Below are 19,650 nucleotides of genomic sequence, written 5' to 3'. Positions count from 1 at the left end.
CGCCGAAGCCGGCGATATCAGCGCCGAAATGAGCGAGAGAAGCAACTCCGCCTGAATGCCGAAAACGCGAACCCGCGACCCCTGCGTGTCAACCGCAGAGGATTAGCCGAGAATGGATGCGCGCCAAGTGTGGAGTCGCAAGAGGTTGTCCCTGGTCAAACCGAGCCCGCTGATCGGCGTTGAGATTTAATATCACCGTGGGTGCCAGTTATATTGGGACAGCCAGATCGCCAGCTCTTAAGCTCGCCGATCTGATGTTGGTAGGCTTGGGCATAAGCCCATTCCCGAAGCGCCGTCCAATGAAGCGTTCGGCCTTTCCCTGTGTTTTGGCAGTGTAAGGCGGCCGGAGGACAGCAAGGAGGGTGAATCCATTCGTCCCATTGGGCTGCCTATTGTCGAATATCTCGAGCGACCGAGCACCCTAAATGTGGGAACGTTAGTCTTCCTACATCCATACGCTTGACGCCGCGCTCATTATGGCTGCGGACACGATCTCGGGGTATATTCAAGGTCTCCTCGACGACATTGAGTTCAAGCAAACCGCCTACGCGTTGGATCGCGATTCACGGAAAGCCGCCCTGCGCGCTTTCTGAATAGGGCTTCAGGTAGTGATCAAGAGACGGCCGAGGAGGAGCGCCGTTAGCTGCATAATCCTGAGCCGCAATGCGCGCCTATGGAACGGCCGCTCGTGGCACTTTTCGGACGAGCGCAGTGAGAGCGATATGGCCGTTCACGGTGGCAGAGCGGACCTCCCAACTTGGTCGGTCGACTTCCGAAAATGACCCTGGCTGTGTGATACACGGCCAAGACCCAACTCGGACATGGGTACGGCAAGTGACGCCAGCATTAGGTGGTAATGTGAGCCGCCTCACACTAATTGCGCGCGTAGGTGATACAATTCCGCTGCGATCAAACTTGGGCATCCCACTGGACCGCCAGCTTTCGCGCTTACTGACCATCTTGCAATCGTACGAGCAATTCAAAAAGCTGAGTCATCGCCTTTGATTTGCAGAAACAAATTGGGCCCCGCATAAATCCGCACAGTACCGCCCTCGCAGGAGGGGTAGCCTCATGTCGAAGCAGACTTGGCACTTTTTGCAAGACGAGAAGAACCAAAGGATGCTGACCTTCATCGGCAGCGGCTTTGCGATGGCAGCCGGGGGGCTTTGGGCTGCCTTCGTGCATTTTTATCCCGCCCCCGAAACGAAGCCTGGTCCGCCTCAAAAACAGATTGAAGCCGATTGCGGCAGCGTCGCCATTGGCGGAGATGTCTCGGGCGCGACGATCACCGCCGGTACGAGCGCCGGCTGCCCGGAATCGAGACCGTAGCCATGCGCGGGAACATTCCGGCCCTTGGTATCGTCCTCGCTTTAACTTTCGCAGGGCCTCATGCGCGCGCGGAACAGCGCCTGATGATTGACGCGAAGGAAGGCAGTGTCGGGATCGGCGGCAATGTGACGGACAGCACGATCACAATTGGTATACCTGCGGAGAAGATCGAAGAACTTATCCGATCAAGGACGAAGGATCTCGCCGACCTCGCCGAGTCGCAACGGGAAACGATCACGCAGCTAAAGGAGACGCTCAGTCTTACCCAGGGCCAGGTCAGCCACGCGCTCAAAATTTTGGGCGAAACAAACATACGGCCCGAGCAGCTCGCAACGAAGCTCGGAGAGATCGCCGAGAAATTCAAGGATCTCCAACAGGCGGCGACAGCACAGCCCGGCGATGACGCGAAGATCACCGCTTTGAAGGCGGAGGCGCAACAGGCGATCCAGGACGGCCAACTCGGTAAGGCCGACGAAATTTTGGCCGCTATCGAAAAGGCTCAAACCGAGGCAATTGATCGTCTCGCACTCAATGCGGCGCAAACCGCTGCCCAGCGCGGCAATGTCGCTTTGGCCAGTTTCCGCTATGTCGACGCGGCGCAGCACTTTGCTAAGGCGGCGGCGAAGGTGCCGCGGAATAAAGATGAGCGCGTGAAATACCTCAGCGCAGAGGCGAGCGCTCTCTTAAAGCAGGGCTTTGAATTTGGGGCCGATGCCGCGGCGCTCTCGGCGATCGCCCGTTACCGCGCGCTCGTCGAGCTTCTGCCCCGGAATGCCTCCCCGCTCGACTGGGCCAGAGCTCAGAACGGTCTCGGCTTTGCGCTTCTCAGGCTCGGCGAGCGAGAGAGTGGGACGGCGCGGCTGGAGGAAGCCGTCGTCGTCCTTCGGGAAGCCTTGCAGGAAGCCACCCGCGAGCGCGCGCCGCTCCTATGGGCCATGACCCAAAAGAATCTAGGCCTTGCGTTTATAGCACTGGGCGGGCGGGAAGGCGGAACAGCGCGGCTGAAAGAAGCCGTCGCCGTCCTTCAGGAAGCCTTGCAGGAAGGCACCCGCGCGCGCGCGCCGCTCGAGCGGGCCTTCATCCTGAATAATCTTGGCGGTGCGCTCGTCACGCTCGGCCAGTTAGAGAATGGGACTGCGCGGCTGGAGGAAGCCGTCGTCGTGCATCAAGAAGCCTTGCAGGAAGCGACCCGCGCCCGCGCGCGGCCCCTCCTGTTGGCCATGACCAAGGTGGGTCTCGGCCAGGCGCTGCAAGCGATCGGCGAGCGGGAGACCGGGACGGCGCGGTTAGAACAAGCCGTCGCAGCCTATCAGGAAGCCTTGCAGGACCCCGCCTGCGTCCGCGCCCCGCGCCTGTGGGCCAATACCCAGATGCTTCTCGGCCGGGCGCTGCACGCGATCGGCGAGCGGGAGAGCGGAACGGCGCGGTTATCCCGCGGCGTTACCGGAAGCCGCGATCCGCAAAAGGCCATCCGCTATCTGGGCTCCCGAAATCACGCCGCCGACGACGTGATCGAATAAAGGGATATGTCTGTTGATGGCACTTTTCGGACCTGCCCGACCTCGCCGATGATGTCTGGTCGTTGTGCTAGAGAGGACATGATCTGGGACACTTAGCCCTCCAGCTGCAGACGCATCCCCTAATAGGATCGCGCGCGGCTATGTCGAAGATGTTGGCTGACTGTGAAGTACTTTACATCCCTGTGTTCTTGGCCCGGGCTAAGATGGCGAAGCCTTTCTTACTTTGAAGGAGGCATCCGATGCTCGCGACAATCAAATGGAAGTCCCGATATAACGCTCGCGAATGGGTGATGATGGCTGGGGCGCTCGTCGTCCAACTCAGCGCACTGAATGCAAAACGACAGAAGGGTGAAAGCAAACCAAGCCGGCCACTCTGGAAACACTTCGACGACACCCATCATTGGGACTCAACCGCGGAGGAATGGGTCCCAAACCATGATCGGTGATGGTGCAACGCGCTATGCGTCCCGCAGGCCGAGACTTCAGGATTCCTCTCACTGACGGGCTTGTCGAGCGGTGCGGCACGTCCAAGTAACTGGATCGGGATGTGAGTTCCTGCCGCCGCTTGATAATGGTCAAGCAATTGCTTTTGGGCCACTGCCATGACGATCCCTCACGCATCCTAACGTCGATCAATGCACGAACGCAATTCTTAGCTTTCTATTCGTCGCTTCGAACGTCATTTGAGGCGGCGACGCCGTTAATGGGTGTTGCGGCGGTTCCCGGCGCATGACTAAATAATCGGGTTGTATTGTGAAACGCATACGCTTCGACAGTTTGGGAGATCCTGATGACCATTGCATTGGTTACCGGAACGAGCAGTGGAATTGGATTGGCGACCGCGGTGACACTCGCGCGGGGCGGCCATACTGTCATTGCGACGATGCGAAACCTGGAGAGTGCAGGAGAGCTTCAGAAGATCGTCGCGGCCGAGAAACTTCCGGTTAGCCTGGCGGCGCTCAACGTGGATGATGACGCTTCGGTCGAAAGTGCGTTGGGCAAGGTCCTCGCGGAGCACGGTCGCCTCGACGTCCTGGTGAACAACGCAGGGATTGGTGGCGGCGGATCGGTGGAGGAGAGCTCCACGGCACGGTTTCGTGAAGTCATGGAGACCAATTTTTTCGGCGCGCTACGCTGCATCAAGGCCGTCGTCCCCGGGATGCGTGAACGGCGGCATGGTTGCATCGTCAACGTCACGTCGATCTCCGGACGACTGGCCATGGCGCCGGCAGCAGCTTACTGCGCGTCCAAGTTTGCCCTGGAGGCACTGAGCGAATGCCTCGCGCAGGAAATGAAGGCTTTCAACGTGCGGGTTGCCATCATTGAACCCGGCGTCATCGCCACGCCGATATTCTCCAAGGCAAAGCCGACACCCGACAATACTCCTTACCCACATGCCCGGCGCCAAAGGGCTTTGTTTGCCCAGTCGCTGACCAACCCAACATCGCCCTACATTGTCGGAGAAAAAATCCGCGAGATTGTCGACGGCGACAGCTGGCAGCTCCGTTATCCCGTCGGTCCGGACGCGGTACCTTTTCTCAAATGGCGGGCGAGCAAGACCGACGAAGAAGTGGTCGACCTTGGCGGAGCGAGCGACGAGGAATTCAAACTCCTAGCCAAGCAAGAGTTCGGCCTCGACGTAAACCTTTGAGTACCGTCTGACATTTCGCTAAGGCTAGGGCAGGGGTTTTGCAACGTTGGGTCGGTTGGTGACGGACTTGCTAGTGTCGTGGCGTGTTCGTGCGGTCACGGATTTGCAAGGCGTGTCGTTGATCTGGCGTTGATTTTCTTGCGAGTGCAGGATTCGCTCGCGATGCTGCGGCGGGATTTGGCCCGGCGAAAAAGGGCATATCGGTAATTCATAGGCTTGTGGTCGACCGCTCCGCTCCGCTTCGTTTGGCGGGACGAACGAAATTCAACAATGTCCTCTGTCTGCTGGTTTCAAGGCAGCTTTTGACCCATCTGAGACATCGAACCTGATCGCGTCTGAGTCGGGTTGGGTGCCATTTCCCTCCCGCGGGCCGGCGCAAAGTGCTAGGCTTTTAGTTCGAGCTCGGTCTTGCCGGCCCGACCAGCGATCCCGATCGATCTCTCCTATGAATTCATCATCCGCGAGAGCGCGCGGCTGCCGCGCGTCAGGCCGTCCCATCGCACCGGGTTATCAAAGAAAAGGGTGCTGCAATGAATAACCGCTCCGTTAACGTTGCTTCGACAGTTCCCTTCGACACAAAGAAGCTGGACGACCTGCTGGAACAGGCCGGCATCGATGTCCTGATCGCGACGTCGAAGCACAATGTCGGGTATCTGCTTGGCGGATACCGGTTCTTCTTCTTCGAGACGATGGATGCCATCGGCATCAATCGCTATTTGCCGGTCTTTATCTATGCCAAGGGCCGCGCCGATCGATCGGTGTTCATTGGCAACAAGCTCGAGGGCTTTGAGAAACAGCTCAACCGATTCTGGACCGGTGTTGCCGAGACGTCGTGGATGACCGGTCCCGAGGCGATGCACTCAGCCGTCTTGCATGTCAGGAAAATGGGCGTCGCCAGCGCCCGTATCGGCGTGGAAATGCCGTTCCTTCCGCTCGACGCGGCCGATGTGCTGCATTCCGCCTTTCCGGACAGCAGACTGGTCGATGCCACGATGGCGCTGGAACGGCTACGCGCGCGCAAATCGACCTCAGAGCTTTCACTGCTTAAGGAGGTGTCCGAACGCGTCGTCGCCGCGATGCAGGCAGCATTCTCGGCGTGCCGGCCTGGCATGACCAAGCACGACGTCGTCGCGCATCTGCGCAGGGAAGAAACCAACCGCGGCCTCAGCTTCGAATATTGCCTGATTTCCGCGGGCGCGAGTCTCAATCGTGCGCCATCGGAACAGCTGCTCGGTGCCGGCGACATCATTTCGCTGGACTCCGGCGCCAATTATCACGGCTATATCGGCGATCTCTGCCGCATGGGCAGTGTCGGCAAGCCGGACTCCGAGCTTGAGGACTTGCTCAGCGAGGTCGAGGCCATTCAGCAGGCGGCGCGCAAGCCGATTCGCGCGGGGGCGCGCGGCGGCGACATCTATGCGGCGGCGGAACAGGCCATGCGAGGCTCGACGCAACTGCCGCATTTCGACTTTCTCGCCCACGGCATGGGGCTCGTCAGTCATGAGGCTCCGCATCTGACCGGCAAGGGCGTGGTGCCCTATCCGGCCACCGACGAGGACCTGCCGCTCGAGGGCGGCATGGTGATCTCGATCGAAACCGCGATCCTGCATCCGAAGCGCGGGTTCATCAAACTCGAGGACACCGTCGCGGTCACGGAGAGCGGATGGGAAGGGTTCGGCGACAATTGCCGTAGCTGGAACGTGGCCCAGGTCTGACAGATTGAGACTAATGCCTCGCGGAGAGTGAACAATGACCCGGAACGGACATCAATGGCCTTGACCCGATGCGGTTCCGTGGGTTTGGGCTTCTAGGGAGGGGCGCATCATCTAGTTTTTTGCGCCAGCACGATGCTCATTCCAGCCGGCGCGGCGCCGTATTGAACTTCGATGTCTGCGAAACCGGCGTCGTCGAGCCAGCCGCGGTGCTCGCGCTCGGTATAGGCCTGGCCGGCGTCATAAATGCTGAGGAAGATGAGGTTCATTCCGACAGCCGCGACAGGTTCGAGCCGGCTGTCCTGCAGGATGTGGCCAACGATGATGAGCAGACCGCCCGGCTCGATTGCCTCGCCAACATTGTGCAGCACGCGGCGCGCCTCATCAGGCCCCAGCACCTGGATCAGATTGCGCAGCACTGCGACATCGAAGCGCCCTTCGGGCGCGCATGCCAGCACGTCGGCCGCGCGCACCTGTACGCGGTCTGTCATGCCCGCCTCCTCAACGACGCATCGCGCAATTTCGGCGACCCGCGGCAGCTCAAACACTGTCGCGCGGAGATCGGGGCAATTCTGGCAAGCAGCAATAGCCAGCCCCCCTGAGCCGCCGCCGACGTCCATAAGATGTCGGAGACCCGTGAAGCCGCAGCTTGCAGCCAACTGGCGGCCGGTCGCCAGCGCCGCCGGATGGAGGCCGCGAAAGAAGGCGGCAAGCTCGGCATCCGACATTGCTGCCAAGTCATGCTTTTTGTGGGGTGCGCCGTCGCGGATCGACTGGCCTGCCGTGAGAGCCGCACTCCAAAGATCGGAGTACAGCTCATGCGCGCCGCCGAGATAAGTCGACCGGCCGCGCACGAGATAGAGATCGCCCTCGGGCGTGTTGGCGAACTGATCGTCTTCAATCCTCAGCAACTCGGCATTGACCAACGCGTATAGCAGCGGTCGAAGCTTCTCCTGAGCAACATCTATTGCTTCCGCCAGCCTTGCGCCGCTCATCGGCCCGTCCTTGAGCGGGGTAAAGACGTCGAGCTGCATCCCAGCCAGCATCGCCATCGAGGGATAGACGCCGTAGACATGCCGAAAGATTGTCTTCGGTTCGATCTTCCCCTGTTCCGGCTGTGACGCCATAGCATTTTCTCCTTGAAAGCAATTAGCTCGCTAGCGTTCTACATACCGCGGATGGCGCCTCGTTGAGTACGCCATCCGCACCAGCAATTGGTCTCTTACGAAAAAACAACCCTTAAGCATTCAGGTTCGTGATCCGCATAATTCCAACCACGTTCCCGTCATTGAACGCTTGCTCATCCGTACCTTTGTCGCAGGTCCAAACGAAATTCTTCTTGGCCGTAAAGGTCTTTCCTTCCTGCTCGATCCGAAGCTCCCCTTCGGTGATATGGCAGACCATGGCGTTCATCATTGGAGGACCGGCAGTCTTCGATCCCGGCTGCATGATGACGTCAAGCATAGAGACAGTCTTGAAACCGGGGATGAGGGATGGTGTATCGCCGTCGTAAGCACGCACCACGACACCGGGCCACGGCGTCGTATCCTTATAGCCCGTGGCTTGAGCGGCGGCGGGCTTCATCATGGCCGCCGAAGCCGCTGCCAACCCGATTCCCAGTGCTGACCTTCGATCGATCTTGTTCATCGTTTTTCTCCCGAGGTTACGCAACGAGCCGCCGCAGAAGCGGCGCGCACTTCGTGGTGAATGGTGCTGCGAAACCGAAAAATGGGTCGGTCTCTTAGGAGAGTGTGCCTGCCGATGGCACCACTGCTGCTCGTTCGCCCCGAACGGCGATTTCGGCACGTCCCGCTTCGACGGCAACTACATTCTACGCCACCGGACGCGCCAGAGAAACAGCTGGTCCACCCGAAGACCCGATTGGCCTGCTGTCCGGAGGCGGCCACCGCAGCTTCCGGGAATGTCCGGAGTTGGCGTGCGCCGTGCAAAGGCGGCGCTTTCCAGTGGGTGCAAGCCCCACCCGGCAACCGCTCCAGCCGGAAGCAATCGGAGCAGTCATGGAGGTAACGAAGTGGCTGAAGCCTTCGATTAGCGTGTCACGAATTGGTGACAGCGCGAGTGTGCAGGCCGCAACGCGAGTGAACGCTGAGCAAGCCTCGAAAAGGACGATGTGTAGGCCGACCCGACTGCCATATCGGGGAAGGCTGAAATGGCTGGGCGAGTTGAGCGAAGATTACGCCTCGCTGCTACACCGGGGTATTGGCGACGGCATGTACACAAGGAAAGCGCACGCAACACGGGAAGCCCCATGGCGTGGTCAGCGATGACCAACCGGACGCCCGCGAGGGACAGGTCGGGCGCCTTGGGGTGGCGGAGAGGCTCGCAGTACCGCGGAAGCCGGGTAACTCCGGTGGAGGGAAGGGACCTCAGTTCAAGACAGACGCAGCAAGTAGTGAGGGATTTGGAGATTGGGCAACCTATCAACTCCGAAAACTGTTCAGAAACTGCAGAAGGCGTTGCACGCGAAAGCGAAGGGCAGAAGCCGGCTATCGCTTCTACGCGCTGTACGACAAGATCAGCCGTGATGACATCCTGGCACACGCCTACGCGCAGTGTCGCTCGAACAAGGGCGCACCGGGGGTAGACGGTCAGGACTTCGCGGACATTGAGACGTATGGCGTCGAGCGGTGGCTTGGCGAACTGGCGCTTGCGCTCCGGGAGGAGAGCTACCAACCGGATCCTATCAGAAGAGTGTTCATCCCGAAGGCCAACGGCAAGCTCAGGCCGTTGGGCATCTCGACCGTGCGGGATCGGGTCTGCATGACAGCAGCGATGCTGGTGCTGGAACCGATCTTCGAAGCCGACCTTCCACCCGAACAGTACGCGTACCGTCCCGGGCGCAATGCCCAACAGGCGGTGGTCGAGGTGGAAGAGTTGCTGTTCCGTGGCCACCCGGAAGTCGTTGACGCCGACCTCGCGGACTACTTCGGAAGCATCCCCCATGCCGAGCTATTACAGTCGGTAGCGCGCCGTATCGTTGATCGGCGCGTGCTGCATCTGATCAAGATGTGGCTGGAATGCCCCGTGGAAGAAACCGATGATCGAGGAAGGAAGACACGCACGACCGAAGCCCGGGACAACCGGCGCGGCATTCCGCAGGGCTCACCCATCTCACCGCTGCTGGCGAATATCTACATGCGCCGGTTCGTTCTGGGATGGAAGAAGCTCAGGCTGGAGCAGCGCCTCGGCAGTCGTATCGTGACCTATGCCGACGATCTTGTGATCCTGTGCAAGAAAGGCAATGCCGACGAGGCGTTGCAACAACTGCGCAAGATCATGGGCAAGCTGAAGCTCACGGTCAACGAGGAGAAGACACGAATCTGCAGGGTCCCGGAAGGAGAGTTCGACTTTCTGGGCTACACGTTCGGACGGATGTACTCAGCGAGAACCGGTCAGGCGCGCCTGGGATACCGGCCATCGAAGAAAAGCATCAAGCGCATGGTCGAGCAAATCCATGCACTGACAGACCGAACGGGGACATGGCAAGAAACCACAAAGCTGGTGGGCAAGGTGAACCGCACGCTGCGCGGATGGGCGAACTACTTCCAAGTAGGCACCGTCAGCAAGGCGTATCGGGCACTCGACAGCTACACAGCGATGCGGTTGCGCCGGTGGTTGCAGTTCAAGCACAAAACCAGGCGTCGCAAGGGCGGGACCTATCCACTCTCGCATCTTTACGGGCACTTTGGGCTCGTACGCTTGAGCAGGCTTGGGCACGACGTGCCGTGGGTGAAGGCGTGAAGTTTTGTCCGAGAGCCGGATGCCTTAGTCGGGCACGTCCGGTTCGATGAGCGGGGTGTGAAAACGGGGCCATGGGCGAACCAGTGAGGCACCGCCAAACGAAAGGGGCGGAAACAGATATGTTCGAACCTAAAGCTACCGCGTCACACCTCGACTCTACACCTTTGCGAGATGCCGATGGACTTTGAAAATGTCTGCTTATCGGGGAAGAACGGAAGTAATCGGCCGAATGTCAGAACGGCGCTTTTGACCCCGAACAGACATCGCGCTTGGCGGCGTTCACTTTTCGCCTGGGCCACTGTGTTACATTGGGCAAGAAGTCCGGCGATCGGCGCTTCGGTCTACAGATGTGCCTTCGCAAGCCTCTCTAATGTGCTATTCTCATCGTATAAGCCATAGGTATACCATGACCGGTATTGCAGAGTGGCTAGCATCGATCGGTTTGGGCGAGTACGCCGAGCGATTCCGCGAAAACGCCATCGACCTCTCGGTCGTTCGAGATCTCACGGAGCAGGATCTAAAGGACTTGGGCGTCCTGCTTGGGCATCGCCGCAAGATGCTGCGCGCGATCGTAGAACTTCAGGGAGAGGTCCCGCGAACGCCTCAAGTGGGCGCCAAGCCGGCGTCGGCGGACCACGCCGGGCGGCGTCAGCTTACAGTCATGTTTTGCGATTTGGTCGGCTCGTCGGCACTTTCGGCCCGCCTTGATCTGGAGGACCTGCGGGCCGTAATGGGCACCTATCACCGCTGCATCGCAGAGGTTGTTGCCCGGAATGAGGGCGTTATCGCGCGGTACATGGGAGATGGCGTGCTCGCCTATTTCGGCTATCCCCAGGCGCACGAGGATGATGCCGAACAGGCGACACGCGCCGGGCTGGCGCTGGTCGATGCCGTGGCTAGCCTCCGGACAGACCCCGCCACCGAGCTCCAGGTTCGCGTTGGTATCGCTACCGGTATGGTGGTCGTGGGCGATTTGACCGGCGAAGGTTCAGCTCAAGAGCAGACGGTCATTGGCGAGACGCCGAACTTGGCTGCGCGCCTGCAGACCTTCGCCAATCCCGGTACCGTGCTGATTTCCGAAAGTACGCATCGGCTCACTGATGGGCATTTCGAATTCCGCAATCTCGGCCCTGTCGCGCTTAAAGGATGGGCGGAGCCAATACCAGCCTGGCAGGTCCTGGGAACAACCGAAGTGGAAAGCCGCTTCGATGCACAGCACAAAACCCGATTGGCGCCGCCAATTGGGCGTGACGAGGAAATCGAGATGCTGTTGCGTCGCTGGCAGCAGGCCAGGCGTGGCGAAGGTTGCGCGGTGATGCTCATCGGAGAGCCCGGTATCGGCAAGTCGCACATTGCGCTGGCGCTTGACGAGCGGCTCCAGGCCGAACCGCATATCACGGTGCGCCAGTTCTGCTCGGCGCACCACACCAACAGTGCGCTGTATCCTTTCACCCGCCAGCTCGAACGCGCTGCCCGGTTCGAGCGGGGCGACCCGCCCGCAGAGAAGTTCGCTAAGCTCGAGGCTCTGCTCGTGCGGGCTGATGCCGACCGCGTGTTGCTACCTCTGGCCAACCTTCTGTCGCTACCACCCAGTGAGCGCTACCGCATTCCAGAGCTGAGCCCGCAGAAGCGCAAGGAGATGACATTGGCGGCGTTTTTGACTCAGCTCAATCGCTTGGCGGCGCGACAGCCCGTGTTCGTCATTGTGGAGGATGTCCATTGGGCAGATCCGACGTCGCTGGAGCTGCTCACGATGACCTTGGAACAGCTACCGCGGCTTCGGGTGCTGCTGCTCATCACCGCGAGGCCAGAGTTCACGCCGCCCTGGCCAGGTCATGCGCATGTGACGACGATCTCGCTCACGCGGCTGAACCGACGCAACGGGGCGGCGTTAATCGAGCGCGTCACCGCCGGCAAGACGCTCCCGGAAGAGGTAATGGACCAGATCCTCGCCCGCACCGATGGCGTGCCCTTATTCGTGGAGGAACTGACCAAGACTGTGCTCGAAACCGGGCTATTGCATGAGCAGGGCGATCACTACGTCCTCAACCGTCCTCTGCCCCCGATGGCGATTCCGACGAGTTTGCACGCATCGCTGATGGCGAGGCTCGATCGATTGGCTCCGGTGAGGGAGGTGGCTCAGATCGGCGCTGTGGTGGGTCGCGAGTTCTCCTACGAACTGCTGAGCACCGTAGCCGGGTTGCCAAAAGAGAGACTTGAGGAGGCGCTTGCCCAGTTGGTTCGGTCGGAGTTGATATTCTGCCGGGGCGAGATACCCCAGGCGGTCTATACCTTCAAGCACGTGCTTGTGCGGGATGCTGCCTACTCGGGACTCCTGAAGAGCCGACGCGCGGCGCTGCATGCCACGATCGCGGACGCCTTCGAGCAACGGTTCCCGGAAATTGTGGAGACTCAACCTGAAACCCTCGCACACCATCTGACGGAGGCCGGGCTGTTCCAAAAGGCGGAGGCATATTGGCTGCAGGCAGGTAAGAAGGCCGCCCAGCGCTCGGCCAACCTTGAGGCCATCGCGCACTTGCAACGAGGTATCGAGGCCTCGGGCCATCTAGCCGACAGCGCGCGAAAGGATCGGCTGGAGCTTGACTTCCAATTCGCTCTCGGACCCTGCCTGATCGCGACCCAAGGGCCAGCCTCGAACAAGGCGATGGCAACCTTTGCCCGCGCGCGTGAGCTGTGCGAGCGCCTTGAAGACCCTCCTGAGCAACACCAGGTGATGTTCTGGTTGACCACCGCGAGCGTAATGCGTGGTGAGTTGCCGCAAGCCGAGGAAACGATCGCGGTCCTGATCCAACTCGCCGAAGCGCGCGACGATCGACCGGCCTTGCTCAACGCGATGCGCGGCCAGGGGATGATCCGCCTTTTCATGGGACACCTCACCGGTGCCCATGAAGTGATCGAACGCGCCTACAAAGCGTTCGAGGCGAGCAGCGAGGAGGACAGGCTGGCGGCGCGTGCGGCCGGCCAGGATGCCGGCGTGGCCGACCTGGCGCTGATGTCGTGGGCGCTCTGGCTGCTCGGCCACGCCGATACGGCAATTATGCGAATGGACGCCGCCATCCGTCGCGCGAACGCCATCGCTCATCCGCATTCGCAGGCGTATGCTTGTTACTATGCATGCATTCTTCACGCCCTTCGCGGCGAGTTCCTGACTGCGCAAGGTCATGCCGAACGCTGTATCGCCCTGTCGGAGGAGCATGGATTCCGGCAATGGCGCTTGGCGCGCGCTATTCGGGGCATATGCGTGGCGTCGCTCGATCCTTCACCCAGCGCACTCGGGGAGATCCGTGCCGCGCTGGACGAATATCGTAGCGCAGGTTATCAGCTCGCCATCACCGCGCTCGACGTGCTTTTATGTCCACCATTGTTGATTGGTCACGACTACGAGGCCGCGCTGGAATTGATCGAGCACGGCCTCGCTACAACCGGCCGCAACAGCGAACGGATCTTGGAGTCCGAACTGTATCGGCTGAAGGCACGGGTACTGGTCGGCCGCGGCAGACCAGGCGTCGAAGCCGAGGCGCAGGCACTGCTCGACCAGGCATTAAACACGGCAAGAAGCCAACACGCCAAGACGCTTGAGCTTCGATCTGCAATGGATCGTGCCGCGTTGTGGATCGATCAGGGCAGACGCGAGGAAGCGCTCAATTTCCTCGCGCCGATCTACGCCTCGTTCACCGAGGGTTTTGACACGCAAGATCTAAAGCAGGCAAAGGCTTTGCTCGACCGGTTGAGGTGACCTGGACTACAGCAGCTCAAGTCGGTCGTAGATCGCCTTCACCTCGGGGTTCCGCATTGCGAATTCGGGATAAGGAATGGAGCCTTTCGGATATTTGCCATTCTCGTCCTGCTCGACTTTTTTTCCAGACTTGGCATCAACCCGCGATTCCATCTTTTTCGACCAAGGCTCCGGATCGCGTGTGCCCGTCGCCAGGGCAATCGCTTGTGCCAGCCGAGCCTCCTCGATATGCCGCCCCTTTTTCTCGTCTTTCCTCTCGTTGATGAACCGAACTCTTTCGTCTTTGGCGAAAGGCTTTTCATCCCTGGCTTCATACGCGGCGATTGCTTTCACCGCCGCCTCTCTTCCCAGCTTCCGCCCCTTATCCAGATTGCTGTGGTTCCATTTGAAATTAATGCCCGACGGTACGTGAACCTCGACGACCGTGCCTCCCCATGGCTCCTTCTCAGGTTCAGGGTCATACTGGACGTGATATTTGAACAACTTGACGTCATCCTCGCCGACCGTTGCTGCAAACAGCTGGCAGAGATTTGCCAGGGCATCATGAAGGTTGTCCGGTTTGCGAACTTGCGTCGAATCGACAATCCGGACCACCCATATTTCGTCTAATTTATCATGTGGCGGCTTATGGTGCTCCTCGAGTAAGCTCCAGAAGTTGACCGTGTCGACCAAAGCCCCTTCGCAGTACGTATCTCCATCGATCTTTACAGTTTCCTCGATGAAGGGAAGCGCCGAACATGCGCATAAAGTTGATGCAGTGATAGGGCCCTGATAAAATTCATCGTTCATAGGGCGATTTGAAAACAGCGCGAGCTCCTGCTTATCAAGATTCCACGCATTGTGAAAAATGAATGGCTTCTTTTCTTTCTCTTCCTTCTTTTCCTTTTCTTCCTTCGCTTCTTTCTTTTTCTGCTCGTCCTTCTCTTCCTTCTTTTTGTCGAACAGGTTTTCGAATTTGATGCGTTTCATAAATTCGCTGTTCGGATAGTTGATCCTTGAAAGGCCGGTAACATTGGACAAGTACATCATGGACGTTAGATAACGAATCAAGGGATTCGGCGCCATCCCGTGATTGAGAATCCATCCATTGATGTCTCCCTCGTCCAATTTGTCATATTTCTTCTTCCCATCGCTGTCCCTCATGCGATTGAACAGCAGCGACATGGATTCTTGAAACGAATCCACCATTCTGTACGGGTCCCATACAAAATCTTTGTAATTGTCGGAATCAGTTACGAACTTGCTCAAAGCTTTCATGTTGGCGCGCCAATCGGGCCCGAATACGGTATTGATCGGAAAGCGCTCATAGCTTTCGTCGTCTCGAAATACGCCGTTCTTGAAGAATTGATAGGTTTGTTTGGCCCTGTCTTCGTCGTCATCGAATTGGTTGTAGACGATTCCAACCCAGGCGCCGATGCAGGACAATGCCCATACATCAAACTTAATATCGGGATGTGACTCAAAAGCTTCCAGAACCCCGATGTGCAGCCCGGCCGCCGGACCACCACCGCCGAGCGTAATGGCTCTCTTCACCATTGGTTCCTCCATCTAATTTATCGTGTGGCTTATTCTCCGATCAAGTTTCTGAATTGCGTGAAGAGGAAGAGATTAATCGTTTTTGGGATCATTGGAAAGCGCGGTTGACGTCGATATTCGACGCTTTCTCGGACCTGCTGATCGCACTAGCGGACATCCGCTAAGAGCCCGGGCTTGCGTATCGTGCGCGGTTACGTTTGACCCTCTCGTCCATTTGTGAACCAGTTCGCGCTAGATATTAATCGCTGACGGTAGTATGGAGTAGCTGTAGTCCATTCGTGACTTCCGTTATTGGCACCTCTGAGACATCCCGACGCACGGTAACAATGTCTGCTTATTGCAGTAGAGCGGAAGTTGTCGGTACGCGGCTAAACCGACGCGAATGACCCCACAGCGGAAGTTGGCCAGTAGTCCGGTTTTCCGGTTCAGGAGGTTCCACTGCCATCTGCGCGGAGGCGGCAGAAACGGGTACCGACGCCAGTCCCTCCCGGCATCGGTCACGTCTCGGCCATCTTCGCGAGCACCCGCTCCATGAGCGTGGGATCACGATAGACGCTGCGTGGCTTCAATAGATGTTGGACCTCAACGGTCAGCTTGTGGACGGCCGAATCTTCGGCGGCGAGCCGAGTCAGGGCGATACCGAATTTGAGCGTGGTCTCAAAATCCGCCGGACGTTGCCCCCGGGTATCGGGAAACACGAAATCGAGCATTGCCACCGACCACGGCGTCTCAATCAACGCCTGCATCTCGGCGAAGAAAGTCGGCGCCAACCCTGCGATGGGATCGCCGTCTTCCCCCGGTCTCTCGAGCAGCCTCTTGAGCAGGCACGCCTCCAGCGCGGCCACGCTCATGCCCTGGCCATAGACGGGATTAAAGCGGCAAATTGCGTCGCCGATGGGAAGAAGCCCGCGGGGGAAGACGTCGAGCCGCTCGAAATGACGCCGCACGCTCTCGGGGAAGCCGTAGCGTGCGACGCCATCCAGACTCTTGGCGCGGCTGATCGCGTTGTAGATCGTCGGCGTCCGCAGCGCCTTGGCGTAAGTCAGGAATCCCTCCGCATCGCCAGGCGGGCCGTCACCATGGCGCCCACCAATGGTCGCCATCCAGCGGTTGCCCTCGAGCGGCAACATCAGGCCGCCACGGCTGTTCTGGGGCGCTTGGCCGAAGGTCATGACGCCTTTCCAGTCAGTCGAGGCGTCGTCCGGGATGACAAAGACGCATGTGGCATAGCCGAGATCGATGCCAATTGTGGTCTCCTCTGGTAGTGGTCGGCCGATCGATTGCAGCAGAGCGAGAGTGAGGGCGCCGCGGCCGGAGGCGTCGACAACGAGATCCGCTGCAATCGTTTCGCTCGCGCCGTCGCCGTTCTCGTAGCGCACGCCGGTGACCTCATCTCCATTTGGCGTCGCCAACACTTCCTGCACCCGGCAGCGCTGGTACAGCGTGGTATTTCCGCGGCTTTCCACCCGCCGTCGCACGGCGCGCTCGATTGTCGGCCGTGACGCCGCGTAACCGAACCAGCCGAGATCGCGTTGAGGGAAGGGATCATAGCCCGGGCGCTCAACGCGAACATCGAGACCGGCCCTGAGCGGCACGGCTCCCGCCCGCGCGAGATCCTGTTCGAACCCCGGGAACAGCTCGCTGAGCGCGCGCTGGCCGCTGAGCAGCAGCGCATGCACGTGCCGCGCCTGCGGCGTTCCCGCGCGGTGCGCAGGCTCCGAGGGCAGAGCGTCGCGCTCTAGCACAACTACCTGATCGAAGCGGTCGGAGAGTGCCCCCGCGGCCGTGAGCCCGGCCATACCGGCGCCGATCACGACCGCCTGCTTGCCAATCACAGTCGACGCCATCGCCACCTCCCAACTGCGCGCTCCGCCGCCATGTACAGGCTCATGGCCTCACACCTTATCAAGCTCCAAGCACAGTCAAAGCGATAAGGACTAGGGTCGCGACGTAGGCAATGCTCGCCGGGGACGACATACCATTCGGGCGTATTCATCCTTTTGCCTACGGAGCGGCTATTCTCAAAGCAAGATAACCCGATCGGCTCGACAGAGGTTGTGAGCTGGATAACAGTCTTCATGCTTTAGCACTGATCAGCTATACTCATGCTTACAGGTGGTTCGCTCCCTGACCTTCTGCACGGTCTGCTCTCATGTGGGCCGATCTGGATATAAGTCAGGCTTCTTCTTGACTGAGACGTGCGAGAGTTTGCCCCCGAAGCGGCACACCACTCCCAAAGAGTTTTGCTCATGGAGGGTCGGGTCGAATAACACGCGATTGCGCTGTTGAGGGAATAGTGGACCGAGGGCGGGGTATTCTTCGGCTTCCGCAAATGACTCTACTCGGACATCGCCGATAACTCCCAGATCGACATAATTGCATTCTTTTGTAAAATTTCCGTTGGCAAGGAAAACACGAGGGACACCAGGTGCAGGAAATTTCGCCAGTTAGTTTCAGTGGCGTATTTGCTTTGCGGGACGGCGTGAGTGAAAAAGAGTTTTTGCCGAGATTGCACGCCGTCTTCCAGCATTTCATAGATATGGGGTTTGCCACGGGCTATCGCGTTATGCGCCGCGAGGCGCTGGACGGCTTTGGAAAAACGCTACCGGCCTTCACGTATCGAGGTGAACTCGTCCACACCGACCTGGAGCGGGAGCATGCCGCGTACGAATATGTCAAACAGCATGGCGAGCAAGTAAACTCGCTGCATGTAGCTATGAACTTATTGGTCAAACCCGACGCGGACTTCTTTTTAGAGACGCGCATCGCATAGAGCAACAATGTCTGCCCGTGTGGCACCTTTCGGACCTGCTGATCCCCCACAGCGAACGTCGGTTATGAGGGGTAAAGCGGAAGTGGCTCAGACATCGCCAAACCGACGCGATTGACCCATGGCGGACTAAAGAGCCGCTACGGCCCGCAAACAGCGGTCAAGCCCCTCGCGTGAGGCAGCGCGATGTGAATAATGTGGACATGCGCCGGCTTTCGAAGATTATTGGCTACGGTACCGAGCGCTACCCCGAGAAAATCGCGCGGGGACTTCGGGTCCTCAACGCAACAACTTTTGGCGGATCTGTCTTTGTCCTCGGATTCGCTCTTTATGATGCGATTGCGAATTTATGGACACTCGTCATAATCAATGTGCTCACTGCTCTTTTTCTGGCTACGATCCCGCTGTGGCATCGGGCCGGTTCTCTGGCTGCACCACTGGTCTACATCGCCGGATCGTACACTGCGATTTTCGCCATTTGCTCCTTGCTCGGTACTGACAGCGGCATGCAGGTGCAATACCTAGCGATTGCGGCCGGCGCCGTACTAGTCCTCGGCACGGAGCGTCTTTTCCTTCTAGCTGTTATCGGCTGTTTTGCAGTTTTGCTTGTCATTGCTCTAGAGATCATGATTCCCGCCGACACCGGGCTGCTGACTGAGCGGCAGATGCTTGAAAACTTTGTCGGCTGCACCGTCGGAACTTCTCTCATCCTCTTCGCTATCGTGTTCTATGCGGTCCGCGAAGCCGCTCGCGCAGAAGCGGTCGCCGAACGCGAGTATCAGAGGTCAGAAAGGCTATTAGTCAACATCTTGCCTGAAGCGATAGCTCGTCGCCTCAAATCTTCGACTCAAATCGTAGCAGACAGGTACGATGACGCGTCAATTCTGTTCGCGGATATGGCTGGTTTCACGGCCAGGGCGGGTCAAACGTCCCCCACGCAGGTGGTCCAGCTGCTCAATAGCGTATTCACAGCATTCGACGAGCTCGTAGACAAACACCGGCTGGAGAAAATCAAGACGACCGGCGATGGTTACATGGTGGTCAGCGGAGTTCCTGTCGAGCGCGAAGATCACGCGCAGGCGTTGGCGGTCTTCGCACTCGATATGCTCGCGGTCGCAGCAAGCCTTCGCGACCAGCATGGAGATGCTGTGCCCATCCGAATTGGAATCGCGAGCGGCCCGCTGGTCGCCGGCGTGGTAGGTAAGCGAAAGTTCTTTTATGACGTTTGGGGCGATGCGGTAAATGTCGCCTCGCGAATGGAGTCCACTGGGGTGCCTGGACGCATCCAGATATCGAAGGAAGTTTTTGACCTCCTGAAGGAAGATTTCGTTTTTGAAGCCCGAGGCGCAGGAGAGGTGAAGGGAAAGGGAGTCATTTCTACTTGGTTCTTGATCGGTCGCAAGGGCGAATAACTAGTCGAGAACAATCTGTGCAAGGAGATGGGATGCACAGCCGGAAACGTACAAAGTCAATAGAGCGGTTGCGAAAAGTATAGACGTCGCACCAGTAGCGACCGATCTACCCTCGAAGTCTCCTTTTGGCACATTTCGGACATGCCGCGATTGCCGAGTTGAGTCCGGATTCGGGGATAAAGCGGAAGTTGGATTTCGAGC

The 19,650-nt window shown here is 59.0% G+C and carries 13 protein-coding genes and 1 pseudogene; 10 read left to right on the top strand and 4 right to left on the bottom strand.

Annotation, left to right across the window (positions count from 1 at the left end):
- Positions 1 to 331: 331 nt before the first annotated feature.
- The 6 genes and pseudogenes from KIP88_RS46290 to KIP88_RS03780 all read left to right on the top strand — a co-directional run.
- Positions 332 to 593, top strand: a pseudogene (locus KIP88_RS46290) (hypothetical protein); the annotation flags it as partial.
- A gap of 478 nt (positions 594 to 1,071) precedes the next feature.
- Positions 1,072 to 1,329, top strand: a complete 258-nt coding sequence (locus KIP88_RS03795) for a hypothetical protein (protein WP_214486497.1) — start codon at positions 1,072 to 1,074, stop codon at positions 1,327 to 1,329.
- Positions 1,330 to 1,331: 2 nt separating this feature from the next.
- Complete coding sequence (locus KIP88_RS03790; RefSeq protein WP_214486496.1) at positions 1,332 to 2,849, top strand: tetratricopeptide repeat protein; 1,518 nt, start codon at positions 1,332 to 1,334, stop codon at positions 2,847 to 2,849.
- Between the two features lie 790 nt (positions 2,850 to 3,639).
- Complete coding sequence (locus tag KIP88_RS03785; protein WP_214486495.1) at positions 3,640 to 4,500, top strand: SDR family oxidoreductase; 861 nt, start codon at positions 3,640 to 3,642, stop codon at positions 4,498 to 4,500.
- 408 nt (positions 4,501 to 4,908) lie between these two features.
- The gene (locus tag KIP88_RS47805; RefSeq protein WP_283848477.1) at positions 4,909 to 5,034 is read left to right on the top strand and encodes a hypothetical protein; all 126 of its coding nucleotides are present in this window, start codon (positions 4,909 to 4,911) and stop codon (positions 5,032 to 5,034) included.
- Entirely contained in the window at positions 5,031 to 6,215 is a 1,185-nt protein-coding gene (locus KIP88_RS03780) for a Xaa-Pro peptidase family protein (protein WP_214486494.1), read from the top strand. The genes KIP88_RS47805 and KIP88_RS03780 overlap by 4 nt, the downstream gene beginning before the upstream one ends.
- A gap of 107 nt (positions 6,216 to 6,322) precedes the next feature.
- On the opposite strand, the gene KIP88_RS03775 is transcribed toward KIP88_RS03780, so the two are convergent.
- Positions 6,323 to 7,339 carry a methyltransferase gene (locus tag KIP88_RS03775; protein WP_214486493.1) on the bottom strand — a complete coding sequence of 339 codons (1,017 nt, stop codon included), beginning with the start codon at positions 7,337 to 7,339 and terminating at the stop codon, positions 6,323 to 6,325.
- A gap of 112 nt (positions 7,340 to 7,451) precedes the next feature.
- Positions 7,452 to 7,859 (bottom strand): hypothetical protein, encoded by a 408-nt coding sequence (locus tag KIP88_RS03770; RefSeq protein WP_214486492.1) that lies wholly within the window; start codon positions 7,857 to 7,859, stop codon positions 7,452 to 7,454.
- A 627-nt stretch (positions 7,860 to 8,486) separates the two neighbouring features.
- On the opposite strand from KIP88_RS03770, the gene ltrA reads away from it, so the two are divergent.
- On the top strand, positions 8,487 to 9,974 hold the full coding sequence (gene ltrA, locus KIP88_RS03765) for a group II intron reverse transcriptase/maturase (protein WP_308163209.1): 1,488 nt from the start codon (positions 8,487 to 8,489) through the stop codon (positions 9,972 to 9,974).
- 406 nt (positions 9,975 to 10,380) lie between these two features.
- A complete protein-coding gene (locus tag KIP88_RS03760; protein ID WP_214486491.1) occupies positions 10,381 to 13,731 on the top strand; it encodes an adenylate/guanylate cyclase domain-containing protein in 3,351 nt (1,116 codons plus the stop codon).
- Between the two features lie 6 nt (positions 13,732 to 13,737).
- On the opposite strand, the gene KIP88_RS03755 is transcribed toward KIP88_RS03760, so the two are convergent.
- Positions 13,738 to 15,267, bottom strand: coding sequence for a patatin-like phospholipase family protein (locus KIP88_RS03755; RefSeq protein ID WP_214486490.1), 1,530 nt, complete (start codon positions 15,265 to 15,267; stop codon positions 13,738 to 13,740).
- Positions 15,268 to 15,764: 497 nt separating this feature from the next.
- Positions 15,765 to 17,114, bottom strand: a complete 1,350-nt coding sequence (locus tag KIP88_RS03750) for an NAD(P)/FAD-dependent oxidoreductase (protein ID WP_249790517.1) — start codon at positions 17,112 to 17,114, stop codon at positions 15,765 to 15,767.
- 581 nt (positions 17,115 to 17,695) lie between these two features.
- Between KIP88_RS03750 and KIP88_RS03745 the strand changes: the two genes are divergently transcribed.
- Both KIP88_RS03745 and KIP88_RS03740 read left to right on the top strand, forming a co-directional pair.
- The gene (locus KIP88_RS03745; RefSeq protein ID WP_214486488.1) at positions 17,696 to 18,040 is read left to right on the top strand and encodes a hypothetical protein; all 345 of its coding nucleotides are present in this window, start codon (positions 17,696 to 17,698) and stop codon (positions 18,038 to 18,040) included.
- 170 nt (positions 18,041 to 18,210) lie between these two features.
- Positions 18,211 to 19,449 (top strand): adenylate/guanylate cyclase domain-containing protein, encoded by a 1,239-nt coding sequence (locus tag KIP88_RS03740; protein WP_308163207.1) that lies wholly within the window; start codon positions 18,211 to 18,213, stop codon positions 19,447 to 19,449.
- The last annotated feature ends 201 nt before the right edge of the window (positions 19,450 to 19,650 follow it).

It is taken from the genome of Bradyrhizobium sp. SRL28, assembly GCF_018596315.1.
GTDB lineage: Bacteria > Pseudomonadota > Alphaproteobacteria > Rhizobiales > Xanthobacteraceae > Bradyrhizobium.
The sequence above is the reverse complement of the archived record's forward strand: the minus strand, read 5'-3'. Positions and strand labels throughout refer to the sequence as shown.

Coding starts and splice junctions, on each gene's coding strand:
- KIP88_RS03760 (WP_214486491.1), top strand. CDS start 10,381: ATGACCGGTATTGCAGAGTGGCTAGCATCGATCGGTTTGGGCGAGTAC.
- KIP88_RS03770 (WP_214486492.1), bottom strand. CDS start 7,859: ATGAACAAGATCGATCGAAGGTCAGCACTGGGAATCGGGTTGGCAGCG.
- KIP88_RS03785 (WP_214486495.1), top strand. CDS start 3,640: ATGACCATTGCATTGGTTACCGGAACGAGCAGTGGAATTGGATTGGCG.
- KIP88_RS03775 (WP_214486493.1), bottom strand. CDS start 7,339: ATGGCGTCACAGCCGGAACAGGGGAAGATCGAACCGAAGACAATCTTT.
- KIP88_RS03755 (WP_214486490.1), bottom strand. CDS start 15,267: ATGGTGAAGAGAGCCATTACGCTCGGCGGTGGTGGTCCGGCGGCCGGG.
- KIP88_RS03795 (WP_214486497.1), top strand. CDS start 1,072: ATGTCGAAGCAGACTTGGCACTTTTTGCAAGACGAGAAGAACCAAAGG.
- KIP88_RS03780 (WP_214486494.1), top strand. CDS start 5,031: ATGAATAACCGCTCCGTTAACGTTGCTTCGACAGTTCCCTTCGACACA.
- KIP88_RS03790 (WP_214486496.1), top strand. CDS start 1,332: ATGCGCGGGAACATTCCGGCCCTTGGTATCGTCCTCGCTTTAACTTTC.
- KIP88_RS03750 (WP_249790517.1), bottom strand. CDS start 17,114: ATGGCGTCGACTGTGATTGGCAAGCAGGCGGTCGTGATCGGCGCCGGT.